The sequence below is a fragment of the Halomonas profundus genome, assembly GCF_020865425.1.
GTDB lineage: Bacteria > Pseudomonadota > Gammaproteobacteria > Pseudomonadales > Halomonadaceae > Vreelandella > Vreelandella titanicae.
The window spans coordinates 3863797-3881515 of sequence record NZ_CP086344.1; the positions used below are offsets into that span (position 1 = coordinate 3863797).

Here is a 17719-nt window from a genome sequence, read left to right on the forward strand (position 1 = left end):
TATTCATTATTTATGAGGATGCCATGCCAACCCTTCGTATCGCTTACCCAGGCTGGATATGTGCGTTTGCTTGTGCCTGTGGCAGCCTACTGTTTAGCCCACCAAGCATTGCCTCCAGCGATTACGGCTTGCCGAGCTTAGGGGCGGCGTCTACCTCTGTCAGCAACGAAGAGTACCGCTTGGGCCGCGCCTGGTTGCGCCAGTTTCGTGCCCAAGCCCCCCAGTGGCAAGACCCCATAACCAATGATTATTTGCAAAGCCTGATTGCCCGGCTGGCCCCGCATAGTGATATTAACGGTCTGCGCACGATCACCGTCATGGTCGATAACGCTTCATTGAACGCCTTTGCCGTCCCTGGCGGCGTAGTAGGGATCAATTCAGGACTTTTCGCGTTTGCCGAAGATGAAGGCGCTTTTGTCTCGGTGCTAGCTCACGAACTGGGCCACCTCTCTCAACGCCACTATGCCCGAGGCAGTGCCCGCGCGGCTCAGACCCAACTGCCCGCCATGGCAGCCATGCTGGCGGGTATGCTGATTGCCGCCAGTGGCGGCGGCGACGCTGGAATGGCGGCCGCCATGGGCTCACAGGCGGCGCTGATCCAGGATCAGCTCAGCTACTCACGGCTGTTTGAACAGGAAGCCGATAACATCGGCCTTCAGGCCATGGCCGATGCAGGCTATGACCCCGAGGCAATGGTGCGCATGTTCTCAGCCATGCAGCGTATGGCGCGCCTTCAGGGCGATACCCCACCCGAGTTCCTGCTGACCCACCCGGTCACCGACAATCGTTTAAGCGCCGCACAAGCCCGCGCTGCCCAGCTCAATGTTGCCGATGCATATACCAGCGACACCCTCTACGACATGATGCGCGCCCGGGCGCTGCTAAGCATTTACACTAATACGCCGCAGCAAGCTGCTTCGCGCCTTGCTCAGGAAGGCGCCGAACAAGCCGCTCAGGACTACTTAGCGGCACTGATCGATGCTCGCAACGGCCAAACCGATAGCGCCCTGGAGCAACTGGATAGGCTTGCCAACGAGCATCCCGACTTTGCCATGCTGCCCGCCTCTTCGGCTAGCGTCGCCCTGGAAGCTGGCCGCTACGATCAGGCCATTCAGCGCAGTCAGCAATTGCTACGTTTTATGCCCAACTACCTACCTGCCCAACTGATCTTGGCCGAAGCACAGCTCCAGCGCGACCCGCAGGCGGCCTATGACCTGCTGCGCGACATCACTTCCCAAAACCTGGAAAACCCGCAGGTCTTTAACCTGCTGGCCGAAGCCGCCGGGCGCAGTGGGCATGATAGCTGGGGGCACTTAGCCCGCGCAGAGTATCTTCAACTGACCGGCCGCGTCGATCGCGGCATTCGCCAACTTTCTATCGCTCGGGATGCTGCTGAGCGGGAAAATGATCAGCAGGCGCTGGCAAGAATCGAGCAGCGCCGCGAGGACTTCATTGAGTATCGCGAAGCGCTGGATGATTTTAACTAAACCTGTGTCATTGCTAGGAGCGCAGCGACGCGGCAATCTCAGCCAGCGGTGGCAAGTAACCCCGAGATTACTTCACTTCGTTCGCAATGACACACCACATGTCATTGCGAGGAGCGCAGCGACGCGGCAATCTCAGCCAGCGGTGGCAGTACCCCCGAGATTGCTTCACTTCGTTCGCAATGACACACCACATGTCATTGCGAGGAGCGCAGCGACGCGGCAATCTTAACCAGCGGTGGCAGTCACCCTGAGATTGCTTCACTTTGTCCGCAATGACATTCGGTTAATCTTTTCTCGCTAAGCATTGAAGTTAAGCATGCGCTCAAGGGGCTTTAAAGCCTGCAGACGCAGCGCTTCATCCACCTGAATTTCTCCACTTCCCTCACGCAACGCACCGGCTAGATTATCCAGCGCGTTCATGGCCATCCAGGGGCAGTGTGCACAGCTACGACAAGTGGCGCCGTTGCCTGCCGTCGGCGCTTCAAACAGCGTTTTATCCGGCACTGCCTGCTGCATCTTGAAGAAGATGCCACGATCAGTTGCCACGATCAGCTTATCGTTGGGCAGCTCTTTCGCGGCCTTGATCAACTGCGAGGTGGAGCCCGCCACGTCCGCCAGCTTCACTACTGGCTCAGGCGATTCGGGATGCACCAGTACTGCGGCATCTGGATAGATGCGCTTCAGATCTTCAACACCCTTGGCCTTAAACTCTTCATGAACGATACAGGCGCCGTCCCACATCAGCATATCGGCGCCGGTTTTGTTCTGGATATAGCCGCCCAAATGCTTATCGGGCGCCCAGAGAATTTTCTCGCCTTTGGCCTGCAGGTGCTCAATCACCTCGACTGCAATCGACGAAGTCACCACCCAGTCTGCCCGCGCCTTAACGGCTGCAGAGGTGTTGGCATACACCACTACGGTGCGGTCAGGATGGGCATCACAGAAGGCGCTGAACTCATCGGCGGGGCAGCCAATATCCAGCGAGCAGGTGGCTTCCAAGGTGGGCATCAGCACGCGTTTTTCAGGCGAAAGGATCTTGGCGGTTTCGCCCATAAAGCGGACACCGGCGACGACCAGCGTGGTGGCTTCGTGGCGAGCACCAAAGCGTGCCATCTCCAGCGAGTCAGCGACACAGCCACCGGTCTCTTCCGCCAGTTGCTGAATGGCATCATCGGTGTAGTAGTGTGCGACCAAAACGGCGTTATGGGCCTTCAACAGTCGTTTGATCTCTTCAACCCGTGCCTGATCTTCCGCCGGAATGCGGGTCGGGCAGTAGGCTGTGGGTAGCGGGGCCTCAAGCTTCGCTTGAGTAGTCATAATAGTCATTGTGTCTACCACTGTGACGAACAGGGAATCCCCCTGTTAAACACTGGGCTACGGCGCAGTGCGTCTTGCACATGCACCGCTCGTTGGAGCGATGAGCCGCTGCGTCTCTCGCGATGGCCATCGCTTAAAATCTATTCTAGACAGATTTATTCTAAACCATTTTGGCGGGAAATAGCGTTTGACTGCAAACAGATTGTCACACATAGAGTTCTTTCTAGACACATAGCAAAACGCCCCTGGCAGCTAAACTGCCAGGGGCGTTGAATTTGGTGGGTCGTGCAGGATTCGAACCTGCGACCAATTGATTAAAAGTCAACTGCTCTACCAACTGAGCTAACGACCCAAACTTGCTGTGCTGATCACTTTCCAGCGTTACTACACATACTGTTACTACACATACTTTAAACGTTCACCACTGCATTCAAACTGACTTTATTCAAACTGATCAGTCGTTTGAATGGTGGGTCGTGCAGGATTCGAACCTGCGACCAATTGATTAAAAGTCAACTGCTCTACCAACTGAGCTAACGACCCGCCTGAACGGATGCATATCCTACGCTTACACCTTATTGATAGCAAGCGTTTTTTCGCTTTCACTCTACAATAATGAACCATTTGCGTGCCCGCTGGCGTCACTCAATGCTGACAGGCACGCTTATCAGCCTAACCGCTAACGACTGAGCACCAAGAGGTTCAACGGGCTCTGCAAGCCGCGCTTAGCGAGCCTTGCTTTTCGGTTTGCGCAGTGCCTGTACCGGCTTACGCTTGTGCTTATCGCGGTTCCAGCGATTCTTCTCATCCGGTGTCAACGCGGGCACTTTACGTGTTTCCAAGTTAGCCAGCGTGGCTAAGTCATCCACCTCATCCTGGGTAAGTTCGACCCATTCGCCGGCTTTCGCCCGCTTATCGAGGAAGATATTGCCGTAGCGCACGCGTTTAAGACGACTAACCGTCAGCGCCTGGGATTCCCAAAGACGACGCACTTCACGGTTGCGCCCTTCGAGAATCACCACGTGGAACCAGGTGTTGATGCCTTCGCCACCAAACTCCTGAACATCGGTAAAGCGCGCCGGGCCATCTTCAAGCATGACCCCATCGACCATGGCCAGGATATGCTCGCGCTTCACTTCACCCATCACGCGAACCGCGTACTCGCGCTCCACCTGGGTAGAGGGGTGCATCAAACGGTTGGCCAGCTCACCGTCGGTAGTGAACAGCAGCAAACCACTGGTGTTGATATCCAGGCGACCGATCGCAATCCAACGTTCGCCTTTCAGGCGCGGCAAGCGGTCAAACACCGTGCGGCGACCTTCTGGATCCTTACGGGTGCATAGCTCGCCTTCCGGCTTGTTATACATAATCACCCGGCGTGGCACTTCTTCTTCTGGGCGCAATGCCACCGGACGGTCATCAAAACTGACTTTATCCCGCGCTTCAACGCGGTCGCCCAGCTTAGCCACCTGGCTATTCACTTTAACACGGCCGGCGGAAATCGCCGTTTCCATCTCACGACGCGAGCCAAGGCCTGCACGGGCCAAGACTTTTTGCAGCTTTTCGCTGGTGGGGGGCGTGGTGTTATTACTCTGACTCATGGTCGTCTGACCTCACATCGGTAGTCTCCGTGCTTTCGCGCTCATCTTGTTGGCGCTTGGCACGTGCCGCGAGCCGAGCCTGTAGGTCGGCAAAACTCAGCGGCTGGGTTAACGCCGTCTCGGCGTGCGTGTCGGCTATCTCAGCCGAGGTTATCTGTTCTTTCTGAGGTGGCGCATCCTGCACCGTTTTGATCGTTTCGTCCAGTGCTTCATGGTCTGTACCGGGGCCATTTTCTTCCTGAATGTCAGTATCCATCGTCATCCCCGGTTCTTCAGATATCTCGTTTTCATCCCAGCTTGCCAGGGTGTGCATGGGCGGCAATGCATCGAGGGTTTTTAACCCAAAATCGTCTAAAAAGCTGCGTGTGGTGGCGTATACCGCTGGTCGGCCAGGCACATCACGATGACCGACCACCCGAATCCAGCCGCGCTCAGCCAAGGTGCGCATAATGGAACTACTCACGCTGACACCGCGCACTTCCTCAATGTCCCCACGAGTAACCGGCTGCCGATAGGCAATTAATGCCAGTGTCTCCAGCAGCGCCCGCGAGTAGCGCTGGGGGCGTTCATCCCATAACCGCGACACCCACTGGGAAAGCCGCGGACGAATGCGCAGTTGGTAGCCTGAGACCGTTTCCAGGAGCTCCAGTGCACCGCCAGAATGTCGCTGCTGCAAACGTTCCAGGACGTCACGAAGCTCTTTGCGCGGGGGGCATTCGCCCTCAAGAAAGAGTGTCTCCAACCGCTCAAGGGGCAAGGGTTCGCCAGCGGCCAGCAGTGCGGCTTCAACAATATCATCTAAAACAATGTCATCTAACGCGGTGACGGTGTTACTCATGGCGTCTCCTCGTCAGGTTCAAAAGCGGACTCGCCATAGGCATCATCTTCTATCTCGCCCTCATCAAAAGCGCTCTCCTCGCCGTCAGCAAGGGCAGCGCGTCGCGCGCGCACGTGAATTGGCGACAGAGGCGCATTTTGGACAATTTCAATCATGGCTTCTTTGGCCAGCTCAAGAATCGCCATAAACGTGACCACCACGCCTGCGCGCCCCTCCTCTAAAGTAAATAGCGCTTCAAAGGGGGTATAGCGCTGATGGGCGTCGTCGTAACTTAGCTGCTCCATGATCTTGAGCATGCGCTCGCGGGTAGAGAGAACCTCGCGGCTGATCTGGTGGGCCTGCACCAGCTCGGCACGCTTGAGGATATCGGAGAGCGCGCTGAGCAATTCATCCAATTCCACCTCGGGGTGAATCACACGGGATTCCAGTGGCGGTAAGCCCGCCTGCACGCTGAACCAGTCACGCCCCATACGCGGTAATGTGTCCAGCGTCTCTGCTGCCTCTTTAAGGCGTTCGTACTCTTGCAGACGGCGGATAAGCTCAGCGCGGGGATCCTCCTCGTCATCGCCCTCAGCCTTCGGCGGGCGGGGCAACAAGGTGCGCGACTTGATCTCAGCCAGCATAGCGGCCATCAACAGGTATTCCCCCGCCAGCTCGATCTCCATGGCCTTCATCAGCTCCACGTACTCGATGTACTGGTGGGTGATGGTCGCCACGTTGATGGTCAGAATATCCAGGTTTTGGCGGCGAATCAGATAGAGCAGCAGATCCAGCGGGCCTTCAAAGGTCTCTAAAAAGACACGCAGTGCTTCCGGGGGAATATACAAATCCTCCGGCATTTGCGTAATCGGCTCATTAAACAGACGCCCAAGCGAAGCTGCCACTGGCTCGGTGGGTTCGGAATCAGGGCTTGCTAAATCAACAGTAACGCTTGGCGTCTCGCTCACGCGGGTCGGCTCTCTTGGAAAATGGAAATCGGCACAAGCGAACAGTTTAGCAAAGTCGTTAGCATTCGCGTTGCTCTATTAGAGAGTAAGCACAAGCGTACTACCCCGCCTCCACCGCTTTGCGGTAGCGGCCAGTATAGTCAAACAGCTTGTCACGGATTTGGAAATGGCGCCCCACTTTGCGGCCTACGACAAAATCCGGGTGGCGTAGGCGGCGCTGTTCGGCGACGACGTCCTCGGCGCTTAGCGGCTGCCATTTACCTCCCGGTGCGCGCAGATGGTAGCGCAGAAAGGCGGCATAAAAAGCGCGCCGTTGAGCGGGGGTTTCCAGCGCGTACCACTCGGAAAGATGGGTGCCATCTTCGTCATGATAGGTGACTTTTAAGCGCGGCAGGCCACGGCCGTTAGTGGTCGCTTCCAGCTGCATACCGCTTACCCGCAATACCTTGGCGTCTTTCAGCTTTAGGGCGTCCTTGAGTTTATCATCCGCGTCCACCAGTAGTTTTTCGCAGCCGTGGCAGCGGCGGGCGGCAATATCATTCTCGGCGCCACACTCCTCGCAAACTTTAAAACGGAACCGAAACTCACACTGGCGCCGCTTTCCTTCATCATCTTCAATTAGCCCCTGACAGCGGCGGCCAAAGTGCTCAATCACTAAATCACCGTCGCGCTTACCCCAGTAAAGATTGGCATGACCGCAGTCGGGGCACTCTATCTGAACCGGTTCGCTGTCACTATCGGGCTTCGGCTCCCCCACTTCCGGCGCGAAGATATCCCAGGGGTTGCCGGCATAATCCAGAATCAGGCAGTCGCTCTTGCCCGGCGACAGGCGCAGCCCTCTGCCCACCATCTGCTGGTAGAGGCTCACCGATTCGGTAGGCCGCAAAATAGCGATCAAATCCACGTGGGGAGCATCGAAACCGGTGGTCAGCACCGCGACGTTCACCAGGTATTTTAGTTTCCGCGCTTTAAAAGCATCGATCAGCGCAGTGCGCTCTTGGGAAGGTGTTGCACCGGTAATTAAAGCCGCCTCTGCTCGAGGTAAATAACCGATAATTTCTTCAGCGTGGGCCACGGTGGCGGCAAAAATCATCACGCCCTGGCGATCAACCGCACGTTCGACGATTTGCCCGATAATGCCCGGCGTCGCTCGACTGCCCGCCACCACGCGATTCAGCTCTTCCTCTTGGAACAGACCGTTTGAAGAGGGTTTGAGTGCGGAGAAGTCATAGCCCTCAATCGCCATATCCAGGCGCTTGGGCGCAGCCAGATAGCCCTGCTTCACCATCAGACGCAGCGGCTGCTCGAAGACGCAGTCACGAAAAAAACTCTCTTCACTGCCCCGCACCATGCCGTGATGGTGGCGGTAATAAATAAACCCCTGCCCCAAACGGTACGGCGTCGCGGTGAGGCCGAGTATTTTAAGCTGTGGATTGTGCTGGCGCAGGTGCTCAATCACCTGACGATAGCTAGCGTCTTCGTTGAGTGATACACGATGGCTCTCGTCGATGACCAGCAAGGTAAAATTAGCGTCGTTAAAGCTCTCCAGGTTACGCACCACCGACTGCACCGAGCCAAATACCACTTGGCGACTCGCCTCTTTGCGCTTTAAACCGGCGCTAAAAATATCCGCCTCAAGCCCATAAGCCTGGTACTTGGCATGGTTCTGCTCCACCAGCTCACGCACATGGGCCAGCACCAATACCCGCCCACGGGCCAAGCGCGCTAGCTCAGCTATCACCAGGGATTTACCACTGCCCGTGGGCAGCACCACCAGCGCAGGCTCGCTTGAGGCTCGGAAATGGCCCACCACGCGCTTGACCGCTTCCTGCTGATAGGGGCGAAGCTGGGGCGTTGGTGAGTTAGCTAGTGAGGAGCTAGGTATCGACAAATTAATTAGCCCGCTATTGAACTATTACGACTTTCGTCGCGTCGTAGTAGTGATGGTTTAAATAATCCCAGAAATCGCAACGTTTATCAGCGAGAAGATACTAGTGAGGTGAGCAATGACAACCAACCATTTCAGCCCAGAGTGCCCGGAATGCGGCAGTCGTTTAAAACGCCTTCCCGCCACGCGGCGTGGTAAAGCCCATGTGTTCTGCATGGATTGCGGACATGATTTTGGGCGCTTCGAATACCTCGTTGAGCGCTACCGGTTAGAGCTTGAAACGCTGGAGGCCAAACTAGGATTGCCACCCGAAGGGGCTGATAAAACACCGGCTAGCGCTCCCGAGCGGCACTCTTAATAACTGTTGTCACGACTCGCGTAACTGTTAACGGCGGAAAAAAATCCGCCGTTAACATGGGCGCTATGCCCAACGCACTATCTGGAGCATTACTGGAATCAGTTGAGCCAAACCCGAGCGTTGCGGAATAGTCGCAGCCAGGCGCCATCTTCAGTCCACTCTGCCGGGCGCCAGGAGTTGGTAACCGCCCGAGCAACGCGCTCAGGGTGGGGCATCATAATGGTCACCCGGCCATCCGGCGTGGTCAGACCGGTAATGCCCGCCGGTGAGCCGTTGGGATTTGCCGGGTAGCGCGTGGTCGCCTGGCCGTAGTTATCGATATAGCGCAGAGCAATTTGGTTGCTCGATTGCATGCTGCGCAGATGAGCGCTGTCTCGGAACTCCGCCTGCCCTTCACCATGAGCAACGGCGATGGGCAGTTTTGAGCCCTCCATACCGGCGAGCAGAATCGAGGGGCTCTTTTCAACCCGCACCATGGAAACGCGGGCCTCAAATTGCTCGGACTCATTGCGCACAAAGGTCGGCCAGTTTTCAGCGCCAGGAATCAGCGATTTCAACTGCGAGAGCATTTGGCAACCGTTACATACGCCCAGCGAGAAACTATCGTCGCGGGCGAAGAACGCCGCAAACTGCTCCTGGGCGCGCTCATTAAACAGCACCGACTTGGCCCAGCCACCGCCAGCACCAAGCACGTCGCCGTAGGAGAAGCCACCGCAGGCCACAAGCCCTTTGAACTCTTCCAGCGAAACACGCCCCGCCAGGATGTCGCTCATATGCACATCCACCGCCTCAAACCCGGCCTTATCGAAAGCCCAGGCCATTTCTACCTGGCCATTGACGCCCTGTTCACGCAGCACCGCCATGGCAGGCTTAGCTGTGTTGACATAAGGCGCGCTGATATCTTCATTAATATCAAAGGTGGGCGTGGCAGATAGCCCCGGGTCGCGGCCATCGAGCAGATTGTCGTATTCGTTCTTGGCGCATTCGGGGTTGTCGCGCAGCGCCTGCATACGGTAACTGGTTTCTGTCCAGGTACGCTGGGTAAGCTGACGAGTGGTTTCCAGCAAAGGCTCTTCAAACAGCGTGACGCGCACCTGGTCATCGTAACGCGGGCGGGCGATGACGCCACAGGTTTCGATACCCGCCACGGCAAACTGCGCCAGCACTTCTTCAGTGTGTTCACGATTGACCTGAATCACGGCACCCAGCTCTTCCGAGAACAGCGCGTTCAACGCCTCCACTGGCTCGTCGATCATCCAGTCGAGCTTGATCTCAAGCCCGGCGTGGGCAGCAAAGGCCATTTCCAGCAGCGTGACCAGCAGGCCACCATCGCTACGATCGTGATACGCCAGCAGCTTGCCGTCGCGGTTCAGGCCTTGAATGACTTCGAAGAACGCTTTGATATCTTCCGGGTCGTCCACATCGGGGCAGTCATTGCCCACCTGGCCATACACCTGCGCCAAAGCGGAGCCGCCCAACCGATTCTGACCGTTGCCCAGGTCGACCAAAATCAAATCCGACTCGTCTTGATCCAGGTTGATCTGCGGCGTGAGCGTCGCCAGGGCGTTGGTCACCGGAGCAAAACCGGTCACCACTAGTGAAAGGGGCGACGTCACGCTCTTCTCTTCGTATTCGCCCTGCTCGTTCTCATCCTGCCAAGCGGTACGCATCGACATCGAATCTTTGCCCACCGGAATCGCAATGCCCAGCGCTGGACACATTTCCATACCTACCGCATAAACCGCATCGTAAAGCGCCTGATTTTCACCTGGGTGATCCGCCGCGCTCATCCAGTTAGCGGAGAGCTTGATATCGCTCAGTTTGGCAATCGGTGCTGCCGCCAAATTGGTAATCGCTTCGGCCACCGCTAAGCGAGCGCTAGCAGCAGGGTTGATCAAGGCTACCGGGGGACGTTCCCCCATGGCCATGGCTTCACCGGTGTGGGTATCAAAGCTTGCCGTGGTCACCGCTACATCGGCTACCGGCACTTGCCAGGGGCCAACCATTTGGTCGCGAGCCACCTGGCCGGTGATAGAGCGGTCACCAATGGTGATCAGGAAGCTTTTGGAGGCCACGGTAGGTAAGCGCAGTACGCGATCAAGTGCTTCGCGCAGGTCAAGATTATCCAGCATCATGCCGGAGAGCTCCGGATTGCGACGCTCAAATTCGCGCTGCATCTTGGGTGCTTTGCCGAATAGCACGCTCATCGGTAGGTCAACCGGCTTACTCTCAAAATGGCCGTCGCGCACTTCAAGATGGTGCTCTTCCAAGGCTTCGCCGACTACCGCATAGGGGCAGCGCTCGCGCTTGCACAGGGCATCAAATGTATCCAAATCCTCTGGTGCAACCGCAAGCACGTAACGCTCCTGGGCCTCATTACACCAAATCTCCAGCGGGCTCATACCCGGCTCGGCGTTGGGCACCGCGCGCAGATCAAAACGACCACCACGGTTGCCATCTTTTACTAGCTCGGGCAACGCATTGGAGAGCCCACCCGCGCCAACATCGTGGATAAAGCGAATCGGGTTGTGATCCCCCAGCGCCCAGCAGCGGTCGATCACCTCTTGAGCACGGCGCTCAATCTCAGGGTTTTCACGCTGCACCGAAGCGAAATCCAAATCGGCACTGGAAGTGCCGGAGGCCATGCTGGAGGCTGCACCGCCGCCCAGGCCAATCAACATCGCCGGGCCACCCATCACAATCAGCTTGCCGCCGACAGGGATATCACCCTTCTGAACATGGTGGGCACGGATATTGCCATAACCACCGGCGAGCATAATCGGCTTATGGAAACCGCGCCGCTCGATACCGCCGTCGTTAAGTGACTCCTGCTCGTAGGTGCGGAAATAGCCGGTTAGATTGGGGCGGCCAAATTCATTGTTGAACGCGGCGCCCCCAATGGGGCCCTCGAGCATAATATTGAGCGCCGACTCCATACGCCCTGGCTTGCCGTAATCAAAGGCTTCCCAGGGCTGTACGAATTCTGGAATGCGCAGGTTGGAAACCGTAAAACCTGAAAGACCCGCTTTGGGCTTGCCCCCAATGCCGGTAGCACCTTCGTCACGGATTTCTCCACCGGAGCCGGTCGCCGCGCCTGGGAAAGGGGCAATCGCTGTGGGGTGGTTATGGGTCTCTACCTTCATCAGGATATGAATGGGTTCCTGATGAGTGGCGTAGAGTGCGCGCTCGTCGTCAACGCCTGTCAGCGGCGTGGCAAAGAAGCGCCCAGCCTGACTGCCCTTGATCACAGCGGCATTGTCGCTGTAAGCCGAGAGAACATTGTCCGGCGACGACGCAAAGGTATTCTTGATCATCTTAAACAGCGAGTGGCTCTGCAGCTCGCCGTCGATCATCCAATCGGCGTTGAAGATTTTGTGACGGCAGTGCTCAGAGTTGGCCTGAGCAAACATCATCAGCTCAACGTCGCTGGGGTTACGCCCCAACTCATTGAAAGCATCGACAAGATAGTCGATTTCATCTTCTGCCAGCGCCAGCCCCAGCGCCTGGTTGGCCGTTGCCAACGCATCCCGGCCACCCTCAAGAATATCCACACTGCCCAGCGGTGCCGGGTCGTGTTGAGCAAACAGCTTAGCGGCGTCCGAGGCATCGGCTAGCACGGTTTCGGTCATACGGTCGTGTAGCAGTGCCGCCAGCGCGCTCAAACTCTCTTCGTCCGGCATCGCGGTGAAGCTGACCCGGTAATCGATGCCGCGCTCGATGCGGCTAATTTGGCGCAAGCCGCAGTTGTGGGCGATATCAGTCGCCTTGGATGACCAGGGCGACTGGGTGCCTAGGCGCGGCACCACCAAAAAGCGCTGGGCGCGCTCAGGAACCTCTACGCTCGAGTGAGTACCGTAATCAAGTAACTGCACCAAACGTTCGCGGGCAGCGTCATCCAGTTCCTCGCGGCGCTCATGGGAGTGAACATCGATAAAATGAACATAGTGGGCAGACAGCGCTTCCACCTCGGGAACACGTTCACGCAGCACCGTTAACAGCCGAGCATGACGGAAGGCAGAAAGGGCGGGCGCGCCTCGCAGTTCGAGCATATCCTGAAGCCTCTAGAGCAGGGAAATTCGAGCAGGGAAATCACCGGGCCGCTAGGCGGCCGTGCTTTTATGGTGCCGGAAAACACAGATAATGTGGTACCGGAAAACGCCTATGATACTGGAAACCAGCCGTCACACGAAATCAACAAGGTGACAGCCTGCCCCTGGCTGGGTATCGTGGCAGCTTGTTTCATGCCGACAAGACGCCATGCTGACGTTGATTTGCCGACATTTTGTAGCCCGTGCCAGCGCTTATTATGCGCTAATAGCGATTACGCTTCTGACTCTGGTGCCCACCCTCTCCCTGGTTCCTCCCGGCGAGCATCTGACTCAGATCACTGCAAAAGATTTTATTACCGTTCACACCCGTAATACACCCACCACTTATTACCAAGGTCGCCAGGGCCCTACCGGCTTTGAGTACGAGCTAATGCACCGCTTTGCCGACTATCTAGGGGTGAGTCTTAACCTTAACGCCCGCCATCACCCTGAAAGCGTGCTGCCGGCGGTACGTGAGAGCGGCGACCTGGGCGCGGCAGCGCTACCCCTGCTGCCTAATCCCTCTGGTGTTTACTACACCCGTCCGATTATCAAGATGCAGCCGCTAGTGGTATACCGGCGCGGGCTTAATGGTATTAGTGAACCAAGCGACCTTGTCGGCCTGGAGCTTGGTACGCTTAGCGAAGCGGGTACCAGCGAAGCACTGCGCGATCTCCAGAAACGCCACCCCACCCTAAGCTGGAAAGAGTCCCATGAGTTGGAGGTCGCCGAACTGCTGGCCCGGGTTGAAAACGGCACCCTGGACGCAGCGGTTATTTTTGAGCATCAATTTCGGTTAAACCGGCTGTTTTTCCCCAACGTTGAGCGTGGCTTTATCCTCGGCGACCCGCTCTCCATGGCATGGGCAGTGCCCAGCGGTCGCGGTTTGGGGTTACTCGAAGCTGCTAATCGCTTCCTCCAAGACCTGCAGGAGAGCGGCACGCTAGATCAGCTAGTCAGCCGCTACTTCGGTCATGACGACTACTTGGAGTATGTCGGTACCCGCACCTTTCTTGACCATCTGGATGCACGCCTGCCTCGCTATACTGGATTATTCCAGCAATCCGCCCAGGAAACAGGTTTTGATTGGAAGCTACTCGCGGCCGTGGGCTACCAGGAGTCGCACTGGGATCCAGATGCGGTCTCGCCGACCGGGGTGCGTGGTTTAATGATGCTAACCAACCCCACTGCCAGCGAGATGGGCATCAGCGACCGCACCGACCCGGCCCAAAGCATTGATGGCGGTGCCCGTTATTTGCGCAGCATCAAAGACCGCCTACCGGAAAGCATTACCGGTGATGACCGGCTTTTTATGGCCATGGCTGCCTATAATGTGGGGCTAGGGCATTTATACGACGCCCGTAAGATTGCCGAGATGCGAGGCGGTGACCCCGACAGCTGGACGGATGTACGCGCCGCACTGCCCCTGCTACAGCAGCGTGAATGGCACAGCCAAACGCGGCATGGCTACGCCCGTGGTGGCGAGCCAGTAATATACGTACGCAATATCCGTCGCTACTACGAAATGATTGAGTATGTTGAACGTAGCCGCCAGCAGTTTTTCCAACTAGAACAAACGTCAGTCAACGATGATCCACTGCTATTGTTCGAACTTGTGCCGCCGCTTGATTAACACTTCTTAACTATTTCTGGCTAAGTTGATCGCGTCGCGCGGTGAAAAAACGCTTCAGTAATTTTTGCGAGGGTGCTGCTAATACACCGCCAGTCACCGCGACCTGATGGTTGAACCACGGCTGCGCCAGTAGGTTAGCCTTTGATTCAACCATGCCAGCCCGAGGCTCAGCAGCACCGTAAACCAAACGGGCTAGGCGAGCATGTATCATCGCCCCTGCGCACATCATGCACGGCTCTAAGGTGACAAACAGCGTGCAGCCCTCAAGCCGATAGTTCCCCTGCTGCTGCCCCGCCTCGCGCAGCGCACGAACTTCCGCATGGCCGCTGGGGTCGCAACTGGCTACCGGGGCGTTGCAGCCAGCGCCTATGATCTCCCCCTGCGCATCGACGACAACCGCCCCCACGGGCACCTCACCTGCCGCAGCGGCCAAGTGTGCTTGGTCAAGCGCCCGGTGCATGTAAAATTCATCGCTGCGCATAAACGTAAACTCCGCTAAGGTAGCTAAACGATCGTATGAAAGGGTTGTCCCCTGCCGTAGCAACTCACTTTCATCGACAGCATTCGATTGAGACAGCCGCAAGGATACCGAGAATGACAGACGCGCTGAACAAACTGGTAGCGTTACTGGAGCTAGAAACGCTGGAAGAGACGCTATATCGTGGCCAGAGTCAGGATCTAGGCTTTCCTCAGCTCTATGGTGGTCAGGTACTCGGCCAAGCGCTTGCAGCCGCTGCGCGCACAGTGCCCATTGAGCGCCGCCCGCACTCTCAGCACGGCTACTTTCTGCGTCCTGGTGACCCACATCGCCCCGTTGTCTACCAAGTGGATACCATCCGCGATGGCGGCAGCTTCACGACCCGTCGTGTCACTGCCATTCAAAAAGGCCGGCCAATCTTCTTCTGCAGCGCCTCCTTTCAAAGCGCTGAGGCGAGCTTTAGCCATCAGCGCACCATGCCGGATGTGCCGACACCCGAAGCGTTAATCGAGAACGGCGAGGCCAAGCATGACCGCTTTCCCGGTCACCCGATTGAGTTTGTGCATCTACCCGGCAACCCCGACAACGGTACACCTGCTGGCCAATGCTTATGGTTTCGTCTTTCCGGCACGCTGCCAGACGACCCGGCGTTGCACCGCCACTTGCTCTCTTACGCCTCTGACTTCAATCTGCTGACCACCAGCCTGATTCCCCATGGCATTGAGTACCGAGACCCCAAGCTACGCATTGCCAGCCTTGACCATGCCCTGTGGCTCCACCAGGACACCCGCCTTGACGATTGGCTGTTATACGTCATCGACTCACCCTGGACAGGCGGCGCTCGCGGGCTGGCGCGGGGGCATATTTACAGCCGCGATGGCCGCTTAGTGGCCTCCACCGCTCAGGAAGGGTTAACACGCTATTCTCAAAGCTAAATAAATAATCTCTCAAAACATTTACGCCCGCTAAGCAGCGGGCGTAAATCGACTAACCAGGGCGCAGTGCCTTAGCCGCCATAAACATCATTAATTGACTGCAGCGGGTAGTGCGCCGGGAAAGGCTTACGGGCGACACCAGAATCAACCGCGGCTTGCGCCACCGCCGAGGAAACCCGCGCCAGCAGGCGAATATCGACCGGCGTGGGAATGATGTACTCGCGGCCAAAACTCATCTCGGTGCGCTCGTAGGCGTCCAGCACTTCCTGAGGAACCGGCTCGCGGGCCAAGTCTTTCAAGGCATGCACCGCGGCCAGCTTCATCTCTTCATTAATGCGCGTGGCGCGAACATCCAAAGCGCCGCGGAAGATAAACGGGAAGCCCAGCACGTTGTTGACCTGGTTCGGGAAGTCCGAACGGCCGGTGGCCATGATCACATCCGGGCGCGCTTCCCGGGCAACGTCAGGATGGATCTCCGGATCCGGATTGGTGCAGGCAAAAATCACCGGATCTGGCGCCATTTTCTTCACCTGATCAGCGGACAGCAGCCCCGGGCCTGACAGGCCGATAAAGACGTCAGCATTGTCGATGGCATCGTCCAAGGTGCGCATCTCGGTATCACGGGCGAATTCAGCCTTATATTCGTTGATACCTTCGCGATCAGTATGAATAACGCCACGCCGATCCAGCATTACCAAGTTCTCTTTACTCGCACCACAGGAGACCAGCAACCGCATGCAGGCAATCGCCGCCGCCCCTGCGCCCATGCAAACGATCTTGACGTTCTCAATTTTTTTGCCCGCGATATCCAAGGCATTAAGCATACCGGCCGCTGTCACAATTGCGGTGCCGTGCTGGTCATCGTGGAAGACCGGGATGCTGCAGCGCTCAACCAGTGCTTTCTCAATTTCAAAACACTCCGGCGCCTTGATGTCTTCAAGGTTAATCCCGCCCCAGGTATCGGCAATGCGCGCGACGGTATCGATAAACGCCTGGGGGCTTTCCGCATCCACTTCGATATCCACCGAATTGATGCCTGCAAAGCACTTAAACAGCACGCCCTTGCCTTCCATCACTGGCTTGCTCGCCAGCGGGCCCAGATTACCCAAACCCAGAATAGCGCTGCCATCGGTAATCACGGCGACCAGATTGCCCTTGCCGGTATAGCGGTAGGCATTTTCCGCATCCCGGGCAATTTCAAGTACTGGCTCAGCCACGCCTGGACTATACGCCAGTGCCAAATCCCGTGCTGTCGCGGTGGGTTTGGTCAACTCCACCGAAAGCTTACCGGGAATCGGTTTCGCGTGATAATCCAAAGCAGCCTGCTTATTTGCATCCGTCATGGTCAGAGTCCAGTTAACATAAAGTAGATAAGTCGTTTCAGAATATAGAAAAAACCATAGCGCCTCAAGCGCGCCGTCAACTTACGACAAAACGCTCGTTTAACCGAATTTTATCTTCACATTCGTCACTTTTAGCCACTATTTGCAGAAACTTATGCAAACAGGCTTTACTCATAATGCTTTACTTATTGCTGCATAACAGAATTTATGGAAATTTTTTTCACATAAAATTCATGCAGCAAGCATATCCAGCTCACAAAAAACCCACGCCGAGGCGTGGGTTTTGCGCGAGCATAGCCTTATAGGAATAGCCTGATATGAACAGGCATGCTGGCGATATGGCTATCCGACTGGGATTAGCCGCGCTTAACAGCAGCGCCGAAACGCTTGTTGAAACGCTCTACGCGGCCACCAGTGGTCGCTTGCTTCTGCTTACCAGTGTAGAACGGGTGGCAGTTAGAGCACACATCCAAGGAGAAGTCCTGACCAGAGGTCGTACCTACCTGGAAAGTGGCGCCGCAAGAACAGCTGGCGGTGACCGTGTTGTAATTCGGGTGAATACCTTGTCTCATTTCGAGCCTCACGAAGCTATATGCCGCCACCTGATCTCGTGCCAGGTACCGCATACGGGTTTGAAAAAACGACTAACCGGTTAGCCGCTCTGTCGTTACGATAGACCTTTACAATAGAGCGATAAAGATCGTTAAGATTCAGAGCGGTCGCATATTCTAGCAAAACTAACGCCGGAGGCCAATTGGCTGACTCTTTTTCTTCGCAGGCATACTCTCAAAGAGCGTCTCAAAGAC

General features: G+C 56.7%; 13 protein-coding genes and 2 tRNA genes. 4 read left to right on the forward strand and 11 right to left on the reverse strand.

Going from position 1 to position 17719, the window contains the following annotated elements; translation table 11 throughout:
* Window positions 1-23 precede the first annotated feature (23 nt).
* Window positions 24-1487 (forward strand): M48 family metalloprotease, encoded by a 1464-nt coding sequence (locus LMS44_RS17700; protein WP_022522113.1) that lies wholly within the window; start codon window positions 24-26, stop codon window positions 1485-1487.
* 297 nt (window positions 1488-1784) lie between these two features.
* On the opposite strand, the gene nadA is transcribed toward LMS44_RS17700, so the two are convergent.
* The 7 genes from nadA to radD form a co-directional block, all read right to left on the reverse strand.
* Window positions 1785-2813 carry a quinolinate synthase NadA gene (gene nadA / locus LMS44_RS17705; RefSeq protein WP_027958657.1) on the reverse strand — a complete coding sequence of 343 codons (1029 nt, stop codon included), beginning with the start codon at window positions 2811-2813 and terminating at the stop codon, window positions 1785-1787.
* Window positions 2814-3080: 267 nt separating this feature from the next.
* Window positions 3081-3156, reverse strand: a tRNA-Lys gene (locus LMS44_RS17710).
* 115 nt (window positions 3157-3271) lie between these two features.
* Window positions 3272-3347: transfer RNA gene (locus LMS44_RS17715), tRNA-Lys, on the reverse strand.
* Window positions 3348-3529: 182 nt separating this feature from the next.
* Window positions 3530-4405: a 23S rRNA pseudouridine(2605) synthase RluB gene (gene rluB / locus LMS44_RS17720; protein WP_009287431.1), complete on the reverse strand. Its 876-nt coding sequence runs from the start codon at window positions 4403-4405 to the stop codon at window positions 3530-3532.
* On the reverse strand, window positions 4392-5243 hold the full coding sequence (gene scpB, locus LMS44_RS17725) for an SMC-Scp complex subunit ScpB (RefSeq protein ID WP_009287432.1): 852 nt from the start codon (window positions 5241-5243) through the stop codon (window positions 4392-4394). The genes rluB and scpB overlap by 14 nt, the downstream gene beginning before the upstream one ends.
* Window positions 5240-6190 carry a segregation and condensation protein A gene (locus tag LMS44_RS17730; RefSeq protein WP_009287433.1) on the reverse strand — a complete coding sequence of 317 codons (951 nt, stop codon included), beginning with the start codon at window positions 6188-6190 and terminating at the stop codon, window positions 5240-5242. Before LMS44_RS17730 ends, scpB begins: the two co-directional genes overlap by 4 nt.
* A 100-nt stretch (window positions 6191-6290) precedes the next feature.
* Window positions 6291-8081 (reverse strand): DNA repair helicase RadD, encoded by a 1791-nt coding sequence (gene radD, locus LMS44_RS17735; RefSeq protein ID WP_027958655.1) that lies wholly within the window; start codon window positions 8079-8081, stop codon window positions 6291-6293.
* Between the two features lie 115 nt (window positions 8082-8196).
* Here radD and LMS44_RS17740 point away from each other — a divergent pair, with 115 nt between their 5' ends.
* The gene (locus LMS44_RS17740; RefSeq protein ID WP_022522110.1) at window positions 8197-8436 is read left to right on the forward strand and encodes a hypothetical protein; all 240 of its coding nucleotides are present in this window, start codon (window positions 8197-8199) and stop codon (window positions 8434-8436) included.
* 98 nt (window positions 8437-8534) lie between these two features.
* Here the strand turns inward: LMS44_RS17740 and purL are convergent, their stop codons facing one another.
* Entirely contained in the window at window positions 8535-12485 is a 3951-nt protein-coding gene (gene purL, locus LMS44_RS17745) for a phosphoribosylformylglycinamidine synthase (RefSeq protein ID WP_009287435.1), read from the reverse strand.
* 208 nt (window positions 12486-12693) lie between these two features.
* Here purL and mltF point away from each other — a divergent pair, with 208 nt between their 5' ends.
* Window positions 12694-14157: a membrane-bound lytic murein transglycosylase MltF gene (mltF, locus tag LMS44_RS17750; protein WP_498945894.1), complete on the forward strand. Its 1464-nt coding sequence runs from the start codon at window positions 12694-12696 to the stop codon at window positions 14155-14157.
* Window positions 14158-14167: 10 nt separating this feature from the next.
* Here mltF and tadA read toward each other — a convergent pair whose 3' ends face one another.
* On the reverse strand, window positions 14168-14638 hold the full coding sequence (gene tadA / locus LMS44_RS17755; protein WP_022522109.1) for a tRNA adenosine(34) deaminase TadA: 471 nt from the start codon (window positions 14636-14638) through the stop codon (window positions 14168-14170).
* 113 nt (window positions 14639-14751) lie between these two features.
* On the opposite strand from tadA, the gene LMS44_RS17760 reads away from it, so the two are divergent.
* The gene (locus LMS44_RS17760; RefSeq protein ID WP_022522108.1) at window positions 14752-15570 is read left to right on the forward strand and encodes an acyl-CoA thioesterase; all 819 of its coding nucleotides are present in this window, start codon (window positions 14752-14754) and stop codon (window positions 15568-15570) included.
* Between the two features lie 71 nt (window positions 15571-15641).
* On the opposite strand, the gene LMS44_RS17765 is transcribed toward LMS44_RS17760, so the two are convergent.
* Window positions 15642-16913, reverse strand: coding sequence for a malic enzyme-like NAD(P)-binding protein (locus LMS44_RS17765; protein ID WP_022522107.1), 1272 nt, complete (start codon window positions 16911-16913; stop codon window positions 15642-15644).
* Window positions 16914-17269: 356 nt separating this feature from the next.
* Window positions 17270-17485 carry a 50S ribosomal protein L31 gene (gene rpmE, locus LMS44_RS17770; protein ID WP_081742600.1) on the reverse strand — a complete coding sequence of 72 codons (216 nt, stop codon included), beginning with the start codon at window positions 17483-17485 and terminating at the stop codon, window positions 17270-17272.
* Window positions 17486-17719: the final 234 nt, after the last annotated feature.